Source organism: Ferruginibacter sp. SUN002 (genome assembly GCF_050611725.1).
Lineage (GTDB): Bacteria > Bacteroidota > Bacteroidia > Chitinophagales > Chitinophagaceae > Ferruginibacter.
Window position 1 is genome coordinate 134,510 of the sequence record NZ_JBODJB010000001.1, and the last position, 20,674, is coordinate 155,183.

Genomic DNA, 20,674 nt, shown 5'->3' on the forward strand with positions numbered 1-20,674 from the left:
TTTTAATACTTAGGAATATTACTGTTAGCAACTTTTAATCGAAGTGGTTTCCGCAATCATTAGGTAAAAACACATTCATTTACAATGATATTTGAAAACATTTTTCAGCATATCAAATATACTGTTTAGCATATAAAATTTTGCAAGAGTAAAAACACGTTGATGTTTTTTAGATTTAACACGGCGAATGCAATAAGATTTGCGGTAGTTGGTAATAAATTTTTATCGTTGCAGAGTCTTAGTGCTTATTGAATCGCACTGTTTAAGTAGTTTTAAAGCATTAGCAAAGTCTCCATCATTATCAGCAGATTCTTTTCCTTGATAGAAAAACAGACATGCTTTCTCCTCATCCCCAGATTTGAGCATTATTGTTCCAAGCCATAAGAAGCAATTACTCTTTTCATAATTTTCATTAATTAAATCCTGAAAATCTTTGTATGCATTACGCAGATTACCCATTTCATATTCTACCTGAGCTTTTTGATACAATGCATCATTATAAGGAATTTGATACCTTGCTTCTTCATTCAATTCAGCAAGTTCAGAACTCAACTCAAACCTAAAACCACCAGCCGCCATATGCATATCCAAAATTTTTTCAAAGTCGAATAAAGCATCACTTAGTTTGTTTTGCTCCCAAAAACAAAATCCTCGATAATAATACGCCTCTTGAAGTTTTTTATTCCTTTTAATGATCTTGGAACACATTTTAATAGCGCTCTCATAATCTTTCTTTTTATAAAGATTTTTCATTTCATCAAACATTTCTCCAGTAGATCTCTTGCATGCGGATAAAAAGATCAAAATAAAAAATAAGCTAAAAAGAACTTTACTTTTCATTACGATAACTTTTGACCTATTAAATTATTGAGCCAAAGAAATTCTTATCTGCACACCTGCTCTCGTGTTCGTAATGGCTGCACTTGATTGCACATAAGGGATCACTTTTCTTCTGTCGAAGAATAATTTGATATTCACTCTGCTGTTCAGGAAGTAATCAATGGTTGGAGAAAAAGTAATTTCTTTACTTCCTGCGGTAGGTACTGTATTATCCTGACCCAACCTGCTATTGGATGTTGCATTGTCTCTGATCTTATAATCAAATCTAAAATTAATTTCATTATCCAGTTTTCCTGAACCGCTTTTGCTTAAGAATTTAGGTAGCTTCAAGCCTCCCAATAATTTCATGCCGCGTTTACGGAAACCTGCGCCAATAGAAAATTCTGTACTTCTTGTTTCACTTAATTGATAGTCGATCAAACTCAAACTTAAAATACGTTGTTTGCTATATTCAAATTTTGCCTGCAACTGATTGGTGAACATCATATCTACTCCTATCAATGGTGCAAATTGTTCCTGTATAGTAATATTAGGTATTAGGAAATAAGGAACAAAGTTTTGAGAAACCGTATCAAAGAAAGTAGGCATTCCCTGGTTTAATGTATCGGCATAATATAATGCTGAAGTAAATCCATTCATGCTCAAATTACCATTATAACCGTGTGAAATAGTGAAGTTGGTAAATACTTTATCCAATCCTTTCATTCTACTCAAACCGCTGTAATCTAATTTCCAGTTTGGTTTAGGCAAAATATTTCGGAACGGATTAGATTTAATATTAGGATTGCTTTGTTTAATTAATCCTACTTTATTAGGGTCTTGTCCGGTGTATGCAGCAATGAATGCCGGTATCAATACATCAACAGCATATTTATTGTAGCCTTTGTAATAACCATTCGCCAATTCTTCACTTACAAGATTTCCTTTACCTAATCTTTCCGACAAGATGATCCTGTTATTCTCAAATGTTTTAAATGTTTCTGATACTCTGTTAGGATCAAACTTCCCAAACAATGTTTTATATGCAATATAACTTACATCAAAACCGCCACCTGCATACGGACTTAAATGTCCAAATTCATTTCCTGTTCCCGAAGTATCTTTAAACAACTCAGAATATGTTTTGTTGAATGTCTTGCTGAGATTAACGCTGATGTTCAGATCTCTTACCGGCTCTAACTGAGCTGTAAGCATTAAACGCTGATCGAAGGATTGTTGCAAAATAGTATTGAATAAAGCATCCTTCGTTATTAATCCTTTTTTGGAGGCACTGTTCAACCAGTTTGTATCCGGTTGCATACCAAGCACAAAATCAAGTCCGGGTGCCATGCTGTTCCAGTTCTGACCAACTATTTTGGTACTGTCTGTATACCCGGGTAAACGTGTATTTGCATTTTCAGATATAGAAACATTTACCTGCTTAAGACTTGTGATCAATTTACCAAATACTCTGCCTACAGTTCCAACATCAGGTAAAGCATTCTTATCTCTTATCTTCTTTACTTTAACACGTTTTACTTCCTTCACTTTTATACCATCTCTCATCACATATTTGAAAACAGTATCTGTTCTTGTCAATTTCGGATTTGATTGTCCTTGCATTCTTGGTTGATCAATTGCTCTGAAGAATTTCAGTTTATTGTACAACTTAGTAAAATCCAATTGTGCTGTAGCTTCTTTTTGCTGGCCATTCTCCAGTATATTACCAAGATTAACTGCCAGTCTCGATGCACCGATCCAGCGATAATCTGCCTGATATTTCACATTGATCGTTGTCCAGTCTATCAACGGGAATTTAGATGTTGGTAAGGTATAAGAGAAATTAGCCGTTTGATTGTACAATGTATTTCTACCACCTTTCCAGAAGTTTGTACGAACAGTATCTTTCTTTTCCTTAGTATCCAATCTTCCAAATGGTTCATCTACTCTTGAGTTATTTGTTGCCGTTAGGTCAAAGTTGATTGAACGTGTCAATGTCCAACGGAGTATATAATCTCTCTGGAACGTAAAGAATTTATCGTAGGTTTCAGGAATTTTATATTTTGAAGAACCAATACTCCTCGGACGTATCGCTGCAAACTGGCGATGAATATCTGCCTTAAAGCTCAATTGACTCGGCACCGGATTAAAGTTGAAATCTTTGATCAGATCGAACCAATGTGTTTTACGCTTTTTAAAGAATTTGATCTTTTTGAATGGCTCTATATATTTAGCCTGTGGAGCAAAATTGTAACCTATACCGCCTCTATGTCTGGTCACTTCATTATTTTCTATCAACGGGCTATGCGCCTTAATATTAATGTAGGAGTAACTAAGGTCTACATTTGATATATCATATATCTTAGGTTTTTTAGTACCCGTTCTGTTTTTACGAACATTGGTAAAGTTTAAAGTTTTTGTACTTGTAAAATCTACTGCAGCATTTTTTATAGAATCTTTTTCCGCACCTGATGCTGCACTCAACTTATCTTTCAATTTGATATCAAGATCGTACGGATCGTATTCAGGTGTGCTGATCGCCTGAGAGTAACTTGCAAAAACAGGAATTGAGATAGCTGCTTTTTTAGGCAATAGTTTTCCTAATTCCAATGTAGCAGCAACATCAAATTGTTTGTAGTCATCTCTGTATCTGTCATTGGCTCTTTGCTCCAGTGTACCAAAGCCCTGACTGTGTGTAGATACCGAGGCTGTTAAGGTTCCAAGATCAGCCAATGTCATATCTACTCTGCCCATAGCAGCCCAACCTCCTTGTTCATCAATGGATGATAAACGTAATTCATTTACCCAAACTTCACCACAGGCGCTCGGACTGTTCTCATTTTCAATACTGATCAACACACCTCGGATCTCACCCAAATTCGGATCTCCCATTACCGCATAGGTTTGACCGTTAGTTTGAGCTTTCCTGTAAATATCCGTAACAGAACAGTTGCCGCAAAGATTTCTCTCCTGTTTCAGTTTTGTCAATGTTGTAAGATCAACATTCAGACTATTAATTGCTTTCCACAAAGAATCATTGTAGGCATCACTGTCAGGATTAAGATTTGCATCATCAAGGTCTGTGAGGTAAAGTGGTATTTTAATTTCGTAATAATTGTTTACAAAATCGGTACCGATCCTGATAATTGCATTCATATCTTTATCTGCAATACCAAAAGGCGTTTTAATACTGTTCTCTGCATGTATATACATTGCAAGATTTTTGTACTGACGAAGATCTCTGTTGGCAAATGTTTGGAAAACACCTCTTGTATCTCCTTTACCCATTCCGCAGAAACGTAAACTCATACTTTGTTCGTTCTGCAAAAGATTCACACCATTGTTACTTTGTATTTGCTGGCGTTCGATATCTTTAGGTGTACGGTATGGCAAAGGCGAACGTTTATCGTTTTCTTCGATGTTCACTCCACCTACACTAAAATCAACCGTTGTGCTGATCGGATTATAATTACCCGTAGTATCTACTTTATATTTGAATTGACGCCAGATATTTCTTGTCAATTGCAACTGACCAAAACGAAGCGTTACACTATCTTCAAAATCGGTTAAGAACATTCTTATAAAACGGATCGATTTAAAATCGGGAATATTTCCAATTTTTTTATTGTACGAATTGATCGGTATTCTGAATTGATACCATATTTCATCACGAGTACTTCCGTCTGCAGGTTTTACTGTTACCGTTTTTTTATCAACAATAAAATTATTGCCACCTACTTCCATTTCAGAATTACCGTTCGGTTTGATCTTTACTACATATTGAAAATACTCTTCAACCTCATTCAGTGTATTGTCTCTGTTAAGGTCTTCAGCATCGGGATATAATGTTGCTGCAGATGAAAATTCTGTTCCGGTATTTGCTTGAGAGTTTCCTTGTGGATTATTAAAATTTTTATACCGTGCTAAAATTCCATCCGTTTCAGTGAAAGCTTCATTCCTATAATGAACATAATCATCTAATGACGGATCGTTATTGAATTTTTGAAATGCGGCAGGTGATACAATACCTTGAAGGTTCACCAGATATGGCAGATGTTGTATTCTTTCCGAGTTGTCATCCAACCCATCCAGCCCAATATCCTGTGCTTCTCTATCTTCAACATTATTACTGAATGCATTGGTAACCTGAATCGGATTACGTGGTACTCTGCTCCAGTTAGATGTATCAACCTGTGCAGGAGAATTTGGTGTTGGCAATCCATTTTCATAAAACCTTCTACCATCTTTTAAAATATCTTCAGAAATATTTCCTAGATTAAAATACAATTTACCTCCGGTAGAATTGGATGCGTTAGGATTACGGGGTGTATTAATAAAAGGATCCTGCATCCAGAATTCAATGAACTCAATGTTAGCAGTTTCAAAATCTGTTTGATCGATATTACGCATTAAACCACCCCAACGTTTTTTCGGATCTTTCAAAAGACCGGTACTGGCAACATTTGCACCGTCATCAGCATAATTGTACGGACCTTTTTCCGTAGGGTAATAGGACAGATCAAAAGTTACTAATTGATTTTGTCCGAAGCCGGTTGTTTTTTGTGGGAAGATCTCACTCTGATAAACAGTTCTTACTCTCGGATCACTCAGCTCTTCTCTGTTGTTTGCTAGTGGATTATTATTTCCTTTATACAATTGTAAAGATGGTTCAATTTGATACCAAGCCAGTTTTGCTCGGTTCTTTCCATAGTCAAGATCATTGTTCAATCCTGCTTCGGGGAAAAGTTCGTTACCAAATTCATCTGTTGCACCTTTAGGTGTTGATGCCAATGTCCATGTAACTGCAGGGAAACGAAGATCGATTCCTGAACGACTGCCTTCAAAATCATCAATATAAACAGCCCCTTTACTTCCGCTACCGATCTGCGGCGCATGACCGGGTTTTAGAATAGCTAACTCACCATACGCATTGATAGTAGATGGTGCCGTAGTTTGATAGAACGGTAATTTATCTAACCACTTCGTTAATCTCGGTACTTCTTTTCTGTAGTTAACATCCAAACCATACATGGTGTTTCTGATAGGATCTTCGTTGTAGTTTACTTTGGTAAAGAATGGTCGTTCTCCCAATCTTACAACCGTAGCACCGATCGCAAGTTGTTCCTTAACCGTATTCTTCGCCATATAATCCAATCGAAGTCCGAGATAATTTCTTTGTTGAATACCAAATGCCGCATTGTTCTCAAAATTTACCTGAACCGGTAACCCTGCATTTAATACTGCCTGATTGGTAATTTTTATCGTACCAAGATCGTAGTTGATATCATAATCAACTCCTTCAATTAAAGTTTGTCCGCCTGCGCTAACGGTAACGCTACCACGAGGTATATTATAGCCGATGCTGATGTCGGAAGAACCGGAGGTTTTTGCCGAACCTTTCATCACAAATCTGTCGAGATTAGGGTATTGTTGTGCTACAGCTTTAATGGAATCGTACAATGCATAAAACAAGGTATCTCTTATGGTAGACGGAATAGTGGTATATATCTGTTCAGCAAGGTCTTTACCAAAAGGCTCAAGTACCGGGAAAATGATCCTGCTGTATGGAGAGATCACAGTATATCCTTCAACATAATCAAACACACCATCGGGTTGAGGATCTAGCTGATTATTCAATCTGTCTAAATTCAATAAAGTCAAAATAGGAGTACCCTGATTTTTGTCGCCGTAAGGCACATAAGGTTTTACACCAAGACTTGGTTCCTGATAATACATGCTCAGTTTAAAATCTGTTGGTGTTAATGTACCATAACCAACGGAGTAAACATTCTTCATCATCAAACTCCAAAGTGGTAAATTTGTTCTTTGTGATGTTGCTTTCAATAATTTTAAAAACAATACTTGTTGTGTAGCCTTATTGCTATCGGGAGGAAGGTCTGAAGAAAACTCTCCTACCTGATAAACTCTGCCATTGTAAGCATATTGGTACGCAACGGCTAATACTTCATCCGTTTGCAGCGGCTGACTTAAAGAAATAAATCCAACCTGACGATTGTAAATGTATTGGGTGCTATCTAATTTACGAGCAAATATTTTTTCGAATTGTTGCACAGGTTGCAGGTTCATATTATTAACCAGATTACTGTATACCAATGCAGGATCTCTATTTACAGGATTTGCTTTAAGATCGGCAAACAATGTGTTTGCATTGTTATCCGGAAGCCCGGGGTTAACAGGATTCACAATATCCGGTTGCGTTTCACCGAGGTTCATGAAACCTACTACATCTCTGGTATCGGTGGTGGCGCCATTTCTATTGGTTACCCAAACTTCCATTCTTAATATTTGCACAGGCGTAGTTACTGCCGGCAAATTTTTCATTGTTGTATTGTAATTGCTTTTGAAATATTGTGCCAATAAAAAGTGTCTATTCTCTTCGTAGTCATCTGCTTTCAGATCTATCAACTGAGCAGCTGCGCCACCTTGGAGGTTCACACTTTGTCTTTGTGATTTTTGATTAGCCAAAACAGCCGTTACATTAAGTTTACCAAATTGCAATTGTGTTTTTAAACCAAACAATTGTTGTGCTCCGGGAATTAATGTACTTCGTGAAGGGAAACTTACATTACCTGCTTCTAATCTTTTTATTATTTCGTCATCAACACCGGTATAGTCTAATTTAAGCTGATTGTCTTGTCCGAAATTAGCAAGCGTATTATAGTTGATCGGGAATTTTAATTTATCGCCAATGTTTGCATTCACATTTACCTGAGCATTCATATCAAAATCAAAACCACCGTTCTTTCTTGCTCTTTCTGGTAATGTAGGGTTTGCTATATTTTGTCCCTGATAACCTGCAATTACATCCACGTTTCCTTGTGGTGTAATTTCTATTTTCCCATTACCGAATAAACGATTGAATAAATTATCAACAAGATTCAGTTTAGGCTTGGCTAGTTTACTGTTAAGCAAACTCATAGTGTTGGCACGTTTTTTAAAATACTCTGCCTCTGTTTGCTTGTTGCGTATCTGCCAATACTCGTCGAAAGTGTAAGTTGTTGGTGTACGATAATATTTATCGCCTATCTTTTCATAAACAACATACAATTTTGTTTTAGCATCGTAGGCAACTGAATCGGTAATATTGGAAGGTTTCTTAAAATCGAAAGTGCTTTTTTTATCGTTAATAAAATCCCCTCTTCTGTCGTGAATAGGAAAGTGCAAACCTCCGTTATTACCCGGTTCTAAAGTATCAATTGCATTACGGTAATTATTTGAAGGAGTATTATCTGAAGCGGTAGCGGATAAAGACACTGTTGTAAGCAACAATACCTGTAACAACCAAAAACATGCCCTTTGCTTTGTTAAGTTCTTTGTGGTAAACATTCAGTAAATCAATTAATGTAGATTAGTATCAAATGGCTTTTAGGGCTTTTTTAATCAGTTCTTCTAAGTTACTATTATTTGGTTCAGATAAAACAATTTTTTGAACAGCGGCTTCGGCCTGCGAACGGGATATACCCAAGGCAATTAAAGCATTTGAAGCATCCTGTTGTAAACTATTTCCATGGGCAAAAGGTACACTAACATCCGATGATATTTTACCCACTTTGTCTTTCAACTCCAACACCAATCGTTCAGCTGTTTTTTTACCTATACCCTTGATGCTTTCAAGTAACTTAACGTTGCTTTGCAGGATAGCCCTGCTAATTTCATCGGGCTTCAAGCCTGATAGCATCATTCTTGCTGTAGCAGCACCAATGCCCGAAACACCGATCAACTGAATAAACATTTCCTTTTCTGCCTTATCAAAAAAACCATATAAAGTATGTCCGTCTTCCTTAATTTGTAAATAGGTAAACAACTTACCCTGATCCATATTCTGAATATGAGAATATGTGTTCAGGCTGATATTTACTTCGTACCCCACGCCTTGTATATCAACATAAACTTGAGTAGGGGTTTTATCTATAAATTTTCCTTGCAGATATGCGTACATAATTCAATATCAGTCAGTAGCGAAAATAAGGATATTTTTTGAGTGAAAGCGTTAAAATAGGCATTCCGGGCTGATGGTGCCCGTAAAAACCTACTAACCACAGATTTAACCTAAGCAATGCTTTCTAACTCTGTGAGCCTCTGTGAAAAAACTCCGTGTAACTCTGTGGTAAGAATCCTTACTTTTGCACTCATATTTTCTTTACAAGATATATAAATATTTTACATACGATGCAAAAAATAAATGCCGTTATTACTTCAGTAGGTGGTTATGTTCCTGAATTCAGATTGACCAATGCAGTTTTAGAAACACTTGTTGATACAAATGATGAATGGATAAAATCGAGAACAGGAATTGAAGAAAGAAGGATCTTAAAAGGCGAAGGATTGGCTACTTCGGATATGGGAGTACCGGCAGTTTTAGAGATTTGTAAAAAAAGAGGCATTGACCCGATGGAAATAGATTGTATGATCGTTGCTACGGTTACGCCTGATATGGTTTTCCCTTCTACAGCTAATTTGATATGTGATAAGATAGGAGCAAAAAATGCCTGGGGATTCGATCTGAGTGCGGCTTGTTCAGGATTTTTATTTGGTTTAACAACAGCTGCGTCTTTTATTGAGAGTGGCAGATATAAAAAAGTTGTGGTGGTGGGTGCCGATAAAATGAGTTCAATTGTTGATTACAGCGATAGAACAACTTGTATCATTTTTGGTGATGGTGCCGGTGCAGTTTTATTAGAACCTACTACTGAAGACATTGGTGTAAAAGACAGTATTCTTAGAAGCGATGGCAGCGGTAAAGATTTCTTACACATGAAAGCCGGCGGTTCGTTAAAACCTGCAAGTATTGAAACAGTTACTGCAAAAGAACATTTTATTTTTCAGGACGGACAACCCGTATTCAAAGCTGCTGTTAAAGGTATGGCCGATACTGCATTTGAGTTATTAGAACGCAATAGTTTAACAGGCGATGATATTGCATGGCTTGTTCCACATCAGGCAAATAAAAGAATCATTGATGCTACTGCAAATAGGATCAATTTATCACACGAAAAAGTAATGTTGAATATTCAAAAATACGGTAACACTACTGCAGGCACTATTCCACTTTGTTTATGGGATTGGGAAAAACAATTACACAAAGGTGATAAACTTGTATTGGCTGCTTTTGGTGGTGGGTTTACCTGGGGTGCTACTTTAATTACCTGGGGGTACGATTCGAATTGATTTGGAGATGTGAAAGTTTGGAGATGTGCTAATTTATAATTTGCTACTGTTTATTTTTTTGTTCTGGTATATAAGATGAAATCTGTTCCGGGAATTTTATCTACACCCAATTGATGAAATATTGTAACGATCTGTCCCCTGTGGTATGTGCCATGATTAAACATATGCATCAATACTTCAGTAACAGGTTGTTTGAATTGTTCCTTTTTAGAATTCTGATAAGCAAACACATGTTGTAATTGATTTTCGCCGGCGGCATCCACCCACTCCTTCCATTGTAAAGATTGTTGTTGAGATTGTTTTACTAACTCCGAAAAATTGCCTGTAAAATTTTTACTCGGCACTTCTACAAACTCTGCCAATTTCAAACGCTGCCACCAAATTGATTCTGCATCCAATAAATGTAAAACTGTTTTGTATAAACTTGGAAAACTGTTCGGAACTTCCTGATGTATTTGTTCTTCTGTTAATAAAGATATTCTCTCGAACAATTTATTATTTGCCCATACATTATATGCTGCGTATTGCTGAAGTAATTGTTTCATAGCCCCTCCGCCCCCTAAAGGGGGAACTTTGGTTTAAAATTATTTGATGTTCTTTTCAATTCTTGATTGAATAATTTCATTTTTATCCAAATGCTTTTATCGTTTTACCAAAGATAAATTATTTTACAAGGTTGCATACTTCCAAGTTTCCCCTTTAGGGGGTGGAGGGGGTTCTGGTTCCGGCATACAATTCGTATTCATACAATCTGCAATCGATCTTACTTGTATAAAATTCTATGCGTCTGCTTGGTTTTAATCCGATCCGTTTTCCTAACTCTAAATTACCTGTAAAAATATATCCAGTATAGCCTTTGCATTGTTTTTTCATAAAATCACCCATGCGTTTATAAGTGAATTGCAACTCAGCTTCCACTCCTAACCTATCACCATATTCAGGATTAAAATAAATAACTCCATTGCCACCTTCCGGAACAGGTGTAGTTTCAAAATCTCCCAAAGTGAATTCAATGATATCCTCTACACCTGCTGCACCGGCATTTATTTTTGAAATATTAATTGCATCACTGCTGATATCAGATGCAATGATCTTCAATCCGGGAACTTCAATAATGATTTCGTCTAACCGTGTACATTCTTTTAAATAGATAGTTTCATTATACCCGACGATATGCATGAATCCATAGTTGCTTCTGTATAACCCGGGCATGCGATTGGTTGCCAACAATGCAGCTTCAATCGCTACTGTAGAAGAACCACACATTGGATTTATAAAAGGTGATTGTCTATCCCATTTCGTAGCCAGCAATGTAGATGCAGCAAGGGCTTCAAGCATCGGCGCTTTTCCTGGAATTTTTCTATAGCCATGCTTGGACAGCGTTTCACCGGATGTATCAACAAAAATTTCAGCAACAGATTCCTGCCAATATAAATGAATGACTGTTTTATCCAACTCCGGTCCGGAATTGGGTCTGGATCCTGTTTTATTTCTAAATCTGTCAACAATAGCATCTTTCACTTTTACATTAGCAAATAAAGAATTGTTGATGGTATCATTGTTCACATTACTTGTGATAGAAAAATATCCATCGGGAGCAATGATATCTTCCCATTCAAAATTAATCAACGCTTTGTACAAAGCATCTGCATTGTAAGCATTAAATTCTTTCACAGAAAATAATACCTGACTTGCACAACGCAGATTCAGATTCAGTTTGATACAATCTTCCAGCGAACCCTTTAATTCTACGCCTGTTTTAAAAACTCTTACGGGCACAAAGCCAAGTGCTTCTATCTCTTTTTGTAGATATGGAGATAACCGATTGCTGCAGGTTACTATGATCTTACTTGTAATGTTGAAAAGGTGCATAATGAAGCACAAAAGTAGGCAATCTCTCCGCTAATCGAATTTCAAAAATTTTTCTTCCTGAATTTTTTGCAACATTGGTTGAACGACGTTTAATGTATTTCCATTTAAAACCTCGTTGTAATAGTAAAGATATTTATCGCACATTTGTGTTGAAGAGAAATTAGAAAGCACATACTCATGACATCGCTTTCTATTGAATGCATCAACATTTTTCAACGCATTGGCCAACTCAACTGAATTATCCGACAAAAAGCCCACTTCAGAATTCACTAATTCGGGTAATGACCCGTATGGCGTGGCAAACACAGGACAACCGAAATATAAACTTTCAATGATAGCAATACCAAATGGCTCATGCCATCTCACAGGAAATAAAAATGCTTTTGAATCATTGATGATCTTATTTTTCTTTTCTCCGCCAAGCATTCCATGAAAATGTGCATTAGGAGTGAATGTAAGACGTATACCCTGATTAAAATTAAATCGTACACCACCAATAATATGGATCGGGAGCTTTGCCATACCGGCAATCTTTATTGCTCCTTTTACATTTTTTACACGCCAAGCAGCATCGCCTAAAAAATGGATGTAAGTACGTTTATTATCTAAAACAGGAATTCCGTAATCAGCAGGGTCAATACCATTGTGTACAAAAGAATTACTTCCAAATCTTGCTGCATGATCAGCAGAAACAAAAACTGTATTGATATCAAGTTTTTTTTGCTGATGCATATTTCCGTGACGGGTAATGATATACGGCTTAAGAGGAGTTTCGTTTACGCCATGATTCAAATGTACAATATCAACATCATCGGGAACCTGCTTATTGAAAGGTTGTGTCGGATCAAAAACCAACACATTTGCAAACGGGCAACTTGACCCAGCTGCAACGAGATAGCTAACCTTATGCCCACGAGCTGCCAACTGTTTTCCCAACCACCATATAACTCTTTCAGTACCACCATATCTGATAGCGGGAATAACGCTGTTGTTAACTATTAATACATGCATGGATCTAAAATTAAGTATTAATAATAATAAAGATCTACAATAAGCTGAGGCATTTTTTCAAACTGTCTTTCCAGAATGGAATTGAGATATTGAATGTTTGCTGAATAGCCGAAGTATCTAAAACCGAGTACTGTGGCCTTTTTGCAGGTGTAGGATATTGGGAAGTAGGAATAGGGTTAACAATACAATTACTTCCTGTCAACTCCTTTATTGCTGTTGCAAATTCATACCAATTGATAATACCTGAATTGGAGTAGTTGTATATGTTGGAGGTTGGAAGTTGGAAGTTGGAGTTTATAATTTGCATAATAGCACTTGCAAGATCAGCAGCATAAGTTGGGCAACCTTGTTGATCATTTACAACATTAATACTTTCTCTCTCCTTCATCAAACGCAACATCGTTTTCACAAAATTATTTCCGAAAGAAGAATAAACCCAAGAAGTACGAATGATAATAGAATCTGGATTATTTTTCAAAGCAAGTTGCTCTCCTTTTAATTTACTTGCTCCATACACACCAATCGGATCTGTTAGCTGATCTTCTTTTATTGGAGTAGTGTTGGTGCCATTGAAAACATAATCGGTAGAAATATGAATGAATTTTGTGCCGTACTCTTTGCAAACTACTGCCAGATTTGCAACTGCATCTGCATTGATCAGATACGCTTTATCAATTTCACTTTCTGCTTTATCTACTGCAGTATATGCGGCACAGTTAACACACCAGTCAATTTTATGTTGACTGAAATAATTTTTTACTTCATTGAAATCATCGATCGCCAATTCATTCTTTGTAACAAATAAAAAATCATACTGTGGATATGCAGCAGCTATCGCTTTCATCTCCTGCCCCAACTGTCCGCCGGCTCCTGTAACTAAAATGGTTGACATATTATTTTCCGAATATGAAGTTACTGATACAATCGTTTAAGAGCGGATGGTTTCGATCTCTATCTGCTACGATCTGTTTCTCTGCAGGAACCCCCCAATCTATTTCAAGCACAGGATCGTTAAAAACCAAACCACCTTCACTTTGTTTATTATAAAACTGATCTACCTTATACATTACTTCGGCCGTTTCTGATATAACAGCATAGCCGTGTGCAAAGCCTTGGGGAACTAATAATTGTTTTTTATTATCGGCCGATAATTCAATGGAAAATGATTTACCATAAGTTGGCGACCCTTTTCTAATATCAACTGCGGCATCAATAATAGCTCCGCTAAGTACTCTTATCAGCTTTGTTTGTGCGTAAGGGTTTAATTGATAATGTAACCCTCTGATAACGCCATATGTAGATCTAGCCTGATTATCCTGTACAAATTTTATTTCTACACCTTCAGCAGAAAAGATCTTCTCATTATAACTTTCAAAAAAATAACCTCGGTCGTCTTTGTGTACAACTGGCTCAAAGATCATCAATCCGGGCAAATCTGTTTTTATAAACGGCATTAAGAATTAAAAATTAAAAATTAAAAATTAAAAATTATGACTCACCAATAATCATAACTTTATTTTGTATATACCTTTTTAAAAAAATTAATAGTTTCTATTAACCCGTCCTGAAATCTTTTAGTTGGCTGATAATCCAATAAGCTCTTCGCTAAAGATATATCTGCCAAGGAATCTCTGATATCACCTGCTCTGGGTTCTCTGTAAGTAGGTTCAAAATCACTTTGTAGATGTTCTCTGCATTTATTATACAGGTCATTCACAGAAAAATTTTCTCCAATGGCAACATTGTACACTTTATTGACTGCATCAGGATTATCGGTAAGCATACCTTTTACGTTTATCTGCACTGCATTTTCAACGAATGTAAAATCTCTGGTTTGTTTACCATCTCCATTAATAAAGACCGGCGTACGATGTAAAATGCCTTTTACAAACAATGGTATCACTGCTGCATATTGTCCATCAGGATCTTGACGTGGTCCAAAAACATTAAAGTAACGAAAGCCCATAATTTTTAGGCCATACGTATTTGCAAAAACTTCTGCGTATAACTCATTCGTTTTTTTGGTAACCGCATAAGGCGAAAGACAATTGCCAACACGTGATTCTATTTTGGGTAATGTTTTTTCATCTCCATAAACAGAAGATGATGATGCATATACAAACTGTTTTACGTTATTATCAACTGCGGCCTTGAGCATATTAACAAAGCCAGATACATTTACAGCAGCAGAGCTAACGGGATCGGCTATAGAACGTGGCACAGAGCCTAATGCAGCCTGGTGGCTTACATAGTCTATTCCGTTGCAAGCTTGCTTACAAGTTTCTGCATCACGAATATCGCCTTCAATAAATTCGAAAGCTGGATAAGTACTAAGGATATCAATATTGGATTGAAATCCGTTGGCAAAATTATCCAATACCCTCACTTTTTTTGCACCATTCTTCAACAAATATTCAGCAATATGACTACCAATAAAGCCTGCACCTCCCGTTATAAGAAAGCTGCTGTTGCTTAGATCTTTTGTATGAAAAATTAAACTCAAACGTAAAAGTATTAAAGGCTCCAGTAATGGCGTGTCTTGATCTTGTTTCTATAAATACCTTTCAGGTCTGCGATCATTGCAGCAGGTTTTGTAATGCCTGAAAAATAAGCATCATCTAATTGTTTATAATCATTGTGCGGAACAGTGATTACTATTGCATCATAATCATTAGCAATAACCGGTGTTAATTCAATTCCATATTCGTGTAACAATTCATCGCTATCAGCATACGGATCTGTAAGATCAACATTCAATGAAAAAGACTTCAACTCTTTGACCACATCCGCCACTTTTGAATTACGTATATCGCTTACGTTTTCTTTAAACGTTGCACCCATCACCAGTACTTTTGCATCTTTTACATTACCGTTACTTTGGATGATGTGCTGTAAAACTTTTTTAGCTACGTAACCAGCCATGCCGTCATTGATAGACCGTCCGGCTAAAATAACCTGACTATCATAGCCAAGTTTTTTTGATTTATATGTTAGGTAGTATGGATCTACGCCAATACAATGACCACCAACAAGACCGGGTTGAAATTTTAGAAAATTCCATTTTGTTCCGGCTGCTTCCAATACTTCAAATGTATTGATACCCATTTTATCAAAGATGATCGACAATTCATTCATCAATGCAATATTCAGATCACGTTGTGTGTTTTCAATAATCTTTGCTGCTTCAGCTACTTTAATACTTGATGCTCTGTGGACACCTGCAGTAACCACCAACTCATAAACTTTTGCAATTACCTCGGCCGAATCTGCATCACAACCACTTACCACTTTTACAATTTTTGCCAGTGTATGTTCTTTATCTCCCGGGTTAATTCTTTCTGGCGAATACCCCAATTTAAAATCTGCTATATTTTTTAATCCTGACAGATCTTCAATGATCGGCAAACAATCTTCTTCAGTACAGCCGGGATATACAGTGCTTTCAAAAACCACATAATCTCCTTTTTTGATCACCTTTCCAACTGTTTCACTTGCTTTTAATACAGGAGTAAGATCGGGAATATTATTTTCATCAACAGGAGTAGGTACTGCTACGATGAAAAAATTTGCTTTCTTTAATACATCGAGGTTATTTGTAAATTCAATATCACATCCATCAAATGCGCTACTCTCTAATTCCTGACTTGGGTCGATCTTGTTACGCATCATATCAACACGTTTAGCATTGATATCAAAACCAATTACTTTTATTTTTTTAGCAAATTCCAGTGCAATAGGCAACCCAACATAACCCAAACCTATTACCGCTAATTGTTTTTTCTTATCTAACAGATCCTGATACATTAATAATTGAGGATTATGAATGATGAATTATTTTTTTTCTTCAAACTCTTTTGGCATTTTGTACAATTCTTCTTTAGGCAGATTTTTGAAATAGTCATATGTGATCTTCAAACCTTCTCCTCTTGAAACTTTCGGTTCCCAGTTCAATATTGATTTGGCTCTTGAGATATCCGGCCTTCTTTGTTTAGGATCATCTGTAGGTAAAGGCTTGTAAACGATTTTTTGGGTGGTGCCCGTAAGTTTTATGATCTCTTCTGCAAAATCTTTCAATGAAATTTCATCGGGGTTACCAATGTTTACCGGTAATGTATAATCACTCATCAGTAATTTATAAATACCATCTACCAGATCGTCTACATAACAAAAGCTTCTCGTTTGTGAGCCATCACCAAATACCGTCAGATCTTCGCCTCGTAATGCCTGTCCGATAAATGCAGGTAAAGCCCTCCCATCGTTCAATCGCATTCGTGGACCATAGGTATTAAATATCCTGATGATCCTTGTTTCAACGCCATGATAAGTATGATAAGCCATTGTAATAGCTTCCTGAAAACGTTTTGCTTCGTCATATACGCCACGTGGCCCTACGGGATTTACATTACCCCAGTACTCTTCAGTTTGCGGATGCACTAACGGATCGCCATATACCTCACTCGTACTGGCTACTAATATTCTTGCTTTTTTTTCTTTAGCAAGGCCTAAACAATTATGTGTACCAAGCGAACCAACCTTTAAGGTTTGAATTGGAATTTTTAGATAATCGATCGGACTTGCAGGTGAGGCAAAATGAAGAATGTAATCAAGTTCACCATTAACATGAATAAACTTAGAAACATCATGATTGTAGAACTCAAAATTTTCTAACGGAAAAAGGTGCTCAATATTTTTAAGATCGCCGGTAATAAGATTATCCATCGCAATTACATGAAAGCCTTCTTTGATGAAGCGATCACATAAATGTGAACCTAAAAAACCGGCAGCCCCGGTGATGAGTATTCTTTTTTTCATTAGAGGTTTATTGTTGTTTATCCTATAACTTTTCTTCCGATACTTACATAATAAAAACCTAAGTCCTGCATTTGCTGCAGATCAAATAAGTTTCTACCATCAAACACTACTTTATTTTTTAAAAGACCTGTTATTTTTTCAAAATCCGGTGTTCTGAATTCACTCCATTCAGTAGCAATCACCAATGCATCCGCATCTTGCAAAGCATCATATTGATTATTTGCAAAATAGATCTTATCTCCCAACAACTGTTTTACATTTGGCATTCCTTCAGGATCAAAAGCAGATACTGCTGCTCCTTCGGCCAACAATGCATCAATGATGTATAATGCAGGTGCTTCTCTGATATCATCTGTATTTGGTTTGAATGCAAGACCCCACAATGCAATTTTTTTTCCTTTCAAATTGCCGTTAAAATATTTTTTTATGCTTGGCAACAAATGTAATTTTTGTTTGCTGTTCACATCCATCACCGCTTCCAATATTTTAAAGTCGTAGTTCACTTCTTTAGACGATTTAGCTAAGGCTTGAACGTCTTTGGGGAAGCAACTTCCGCCATATCCGATACCGGGGAACAAAAATCTTTTCCCAATTCTTTCATCACTACCAATTCCTTTACGAACCAAGTCAACATCTGCTCCCAACAACTCACATAGCTGAGCTATTTCATTCATAAATGTGATCTTAGTTGCTAAGAATGAATTGGCTGCATACTTTGTAAGCTCTGCACTTTTTTCATCCATAAAAATGATCGGGTTGCCCTGGCGAACAAACGGTGCATATAGATCGTTCAATATTTTCTTCGCCTTTTCGCTGCTCGTACCGATCACCACTCTATCAGGTTTCATGAAATCATCTACAGCTACACCTTCTCTTAAAAACTCAGGATTACTTACTACCGCAAATGAATTTTCATTGGCACCACTTTTAATTAATGCCGCATGTACTTTATCTGATGTACCAACCGGTACAGTACTTTTATCAATGATCACTTTATAGTCTGTCGGTTCAATTATTTTACCAAGGTCTGCAGCTACACCAAGGATGTATTTTAAGTCAGCACTTCCATCTTCTCCCGGAGGAGTAGGTAAGGCAAGAAAAATGATTTGTGCATCTTTAATCCCATCTGCTAGAGATGTTGTAAAATTTAGTCTGCCTTCTTTTTGATTGCGCAAAAAGATCTTTTCCAATCCGGGCTCATAAATTGTAATAGTTCCACTACTCAACTTATCTACTTTACTTTTATCAATATCTACACAGGTTACTTTATTGCCTGTTTCGGCAAAACATGTACCTGTAACCAATCCTACATACCCTGTTCCAACTACTGCTATTTTCATTTTGTTATTTGTTAATTGTTATTTGTTATTTGTTGTTGGCATCTTTTGCTTTTTTAAGATACCCAATATAGCCGTTCAATATTGTTATACATTTTATTATCTGTTCCTTTCTTACAACAAATTCTTCATTAATTAAATAATTTTCTTCTACTGCAATTATTAAGTGATCGATAATCTCATATAAAGAACCTCTACTTATTCTACAAAATTGTATATTTTCCTGATAATTAAATCTACCATATCCCTCCGCTATGTTATTCGTTACCGAGCGCAAACATCTTATTAACTGATCTTTTAACCGATACTCTTCGCTTTTTGGTAATCCTGATAAAAATACTTTTAAACTTTCTCTTAATACAACCGCCTCTTTCCAACAATTTAATTCTTCAAACGATTTTAAGTTCTCCATACTAATAACCAATCACTATTAACCAATTATCTATTCGCAAACCCCAAGACATTTTTTACTATATAGCTCTGCTGCTCTTCATCCAGCTCTGTATGAATCGGTAAAGAGATCACTCTTTCCGTTAACCAATCGGTGACAGGAAGATCATAACTGCTGCCACCAAAGGATTCAAACATTTTTTGTTTGTGGCAAGGTACCGGATAATAGATCATCGACGGTATTTTTTGTTCAGCTAAAAATGCACTTAATGCATCTCTATCTACCCCATTTAATACCAAAGTATATTGATGGAAAACATGATCATTATATGCTGCTCTGAAGGGTGTTGTTATTTTCGTATGATTGGCAAAAGCTTTATCATAAAAATCAGCAGCTTTTCTTCTTGCTAAAATATACTCATCGAGGTGTTGCAACTTAATGTCGAGTATTGCTGCTTGTACAGCATCCAATCTGGAATTACAACCAACAATATCATGATAATATCTTGCTCCTTGTCCGTGTGCTGCGATCTTTTTTAATTTTTCTGACAGCATATCATCATTGGTAAACATTGCACCTCCATCTCCATACGCCCCCAAATTTTTCGACGGGTAAAATGATGTAGTTCCGATATGTGCAATGCCGCCGGTTTTTTTAACCGATCCATCACTGAATGTATAATTGCAACCGATGGCTTGAGCATTATCTTCAATTACATGTAGATTATGTTTTGCAGCAATGGCCATTATCTTCTCCATATCTGCAGCATGGCCGTATAAATGTACAGGTACAATTGCTTTAGTTTTTGGTGTGATTGCTTTTTCTATTGCTTCCGGATCGATACAAAAGGTTTGTTTATCTACCTCAACAAAAACTGGCTTTAATTTTAGTATTGCTGCTGCTTCAACTGTAGCTATATATGTAAATGAAGGTGTAATAACCTCGTCTCCCGGTTGAAGATCTAAAGCCATCATGGCTATCTGTAAAGCATCTGTGCCGTTGGCACAGGGAATTGCATGTTTAACGCCATTATAATCAGCTAAATGGGTGGCGAAATCGGCTACTACTTTTCCGCCTATAAACTGAGAACTTTCCAATACAGCAATTACCGCAGCATCTACCTCTGTCTTGATCTTATTGTACTGGGTTTTGGTATCTACCATTTGTAATGGCCTCATGCGTTTCAGTTTTTTATGGAGCGGCAAAGATAATACTTGCTTTGCTATTTATAAAGGATGATTTA

15 protein-coding genes are annotated in these 20,674 nt (G+C 36.5%); 1 reads left to right on the forward strand and 14 read right to left on the reverse strand.

The genetic code is table 11. From position 1 onward, the window contains the following. Window positions 1–222: 222 nt before the first annotated feature. The 3 genes from ACQ33O_RS00575 to ruvA are packed head-to-tail and all read right to left on the reverse strand — an operon-like array spanning window position 223 to window position 8,779. Window positions 223–840 (reverse strand): tetratricopeptide repeat protein, encoded by a 618-nt coding sequence (locus ACQ33O_RS00575; protein WP_430993595.1) that lies wholly within the window; start codon window positions 838–840, stop codon window positions 223–225. A 24-nt stretch (window positions 841–864) separates the two neighbouring features. Continuing rightward, the gene (gene sprA, locus ACQ33O_RS00580; RefSeq protein ID WP_430993596.1) at window positions 865–8,166 is read right to left on the reverse strand and encodes a cell surface protein SprA; all 7,302 of its coding nucleotides are present in this window, start codon (window positions 8,164–8,166) and stop codon (window positions 865–867) included. Between the two features lie 28 nt (window positions 8,167–8,194). Further along, complete coding sequence (gene ruvA / locus ACQ33O_RS00585) at window positions 8,195–8,779, reverse strand: Holliday junction branch migration protein RuvA (protein WP_430993597.1); 585 nt, start codon at window positions 8,777–8,779, stop codon at window positions 8,195–8,197. A 230-nt stretch (window positions 8,780–9,009) separates the two neighbouring features. Between ruvA and ACQ33O_RS00590 the strand changes: the two genes are divergently transcribed. Then, window positions 9,010–10,008, forward strand: a complete 999-nt coding sequence (locus tag ACQ33O_RS00590) for a beta-ketoacyl-ACP synthase III (RefSeq protein ID WP_430993598.1) — start codon at window positions 9,010–9,012, stop codon at window positions 10,006–10,008. A gap of 50 nt (window positions 10,009–10,058) precedes the next feature. Here ACQ33O_RS00590 and ACQ33O_RS00595 read toward each other — a convergent pair whose 3' ends face one another. The 11 genes from ACQ33O_RS00595 to ACQ33O_RS00645 form a co-directional block, all read right to left on the reverse strand. Further along, a complete protein-coding gene (locus ACQ33O_RS00595) occupies window positions 10,059–10,553 on the reverse strand; it encodes a DinB family protein (protein WP_430993599.1) in 495 nt (164 codons plus the stop codon). Between the two features lie 154 nt (window positions 10,554–10,707). Further along, window positions 10,708–11,880 (reverse strand): THUMP domain-containing class I SAM-dependent RNA methyltransferase, encoded by a 1,173-nt coding sequence (locus ACQ33O_RS00600; protein ID WP_430993600.1) that lies wholly within the window; start codon window positions 11,878–11,880, stop codon window positions 10,708–10,710. Window positions 11,881–11,910: 30 nt separating this feature from the next. Further along, window positions 11,911–12,891, reverse strand: a complete 981-nt coding sequence (locus ACQ33O_RS00605) for a glycosyltransferase (protein ID WP_430993601.1) — start codon at window positions 12,889–12,891, stop codon at window positions 11,911–11,913. 34 nt (window positions 12,892–12,925) lie between these two features. After that, a complete protein-coding gene (rfbD, locus tag ACQ33O_RS00610) occupies window positions 12,926–13,783 on the reverse strand; it encodes a dTDP-4-dehydrorhamnose reductase (protein ID WP_430993602.1) in 858 nt (285 codons plus the stop codon). A 1-nt stretch (window position 13,784) separates the two neighbouring features. Next, complete coding sequence (gene rfbC / locus ACQ33O_RS00615; RefSeq protein WP_430993603.1) at window positions 13,785–14,345, reverse strand: dTDP-4-dehydrorhamnose 3,5-epimerase; 561 nt, start codon at window positions 14,343–14,345, stop codon at window positions 13,785–13,787. A gap of 59 nt (window positions 14,346–14,404) precedes the next feature. Next, the gene (locus ACQ33O_RS00620) at window positions 14,405–15,394 is read right to left on the reverse strand and encodes an SDR family oxidoreductase (RefSeq protein ID WP_430993604.1); all 990 of its coding nucleotides are present in this window, start codon (window positions 15,392–15,394) and stop codon (window positions 14,405–14,407) included. A gap of 11 nt (window positions 15,395–15,405) precedes the next feature. Then, the gene (locus ACQ33O_RS00625) at window positions 15,406–16,695 is read right to left on the reverse strand and encodes a nucleotide sugar dehydrogenase (RefSeq protein WP_430993605.1); all 1,290 of its coding nucleotides are present in this window, start codon (window positions 16,693–16,695) and stop codon (window positions 15,406–15,408) included. 27 nt (window positions 16,696–16,722) lie between these two features. Beyond that, window positions 16,723–17,703 carry a UDP-glucuronic acid decarboxylase family protein gene (locus ACQ33O_RS00630; RefSeq protein WP_430993606.1) on the reverse strand — a complete coding sequence of 327 codons (981 nt, stop codon included), beginning with the start codon at window positions 17,701–17,703 and terminating at the stop codon, window positions 16,723–16,725. Window positions 17,704–17,720: 17 nt separating this feature from the next. Continuing rightward, entirely contained in the window at window positions 17,721–19,043 is a 1,323-nt protein-coding gene (locus ACQ33O_RS00635) for a UDP-glucose dehydrogenase family protein (RefSeq protein ID WP_430993607.1), read from the reverse strand. Window positions 19,044–19,068: 25 nt separating this feature from the next. Next, the gene (locus tag ACQ33O_RS00640; protein ID WP_430993608.1) at window positions 19,069–19,452 is read right to left on the reverse strand and encodes a four helix bundle protein; all 384 of its coding nucleotides are present in this window, start codon (window positions 19,450–19,452) and stop codon (window positions 19,069–19,071) included. 26 nt (window positions 19,453–19,478) lie between these two features. Continuing rightward, window positions 19,479–20,609: a DegT/DnrJ/EryC1/StrS family aminotransferase gene (locus ACQ33O_RS00645; RefSeq protein WP_430993609.1), complete on the reverse strand. Its 1,131-nt coding sequence runs from the start codon at window positions 20,607–20,609 to the stop codon at window positions 19,479–19,481. Window positions 20,610–20,674: the final 65 nt, after the last annotated feature.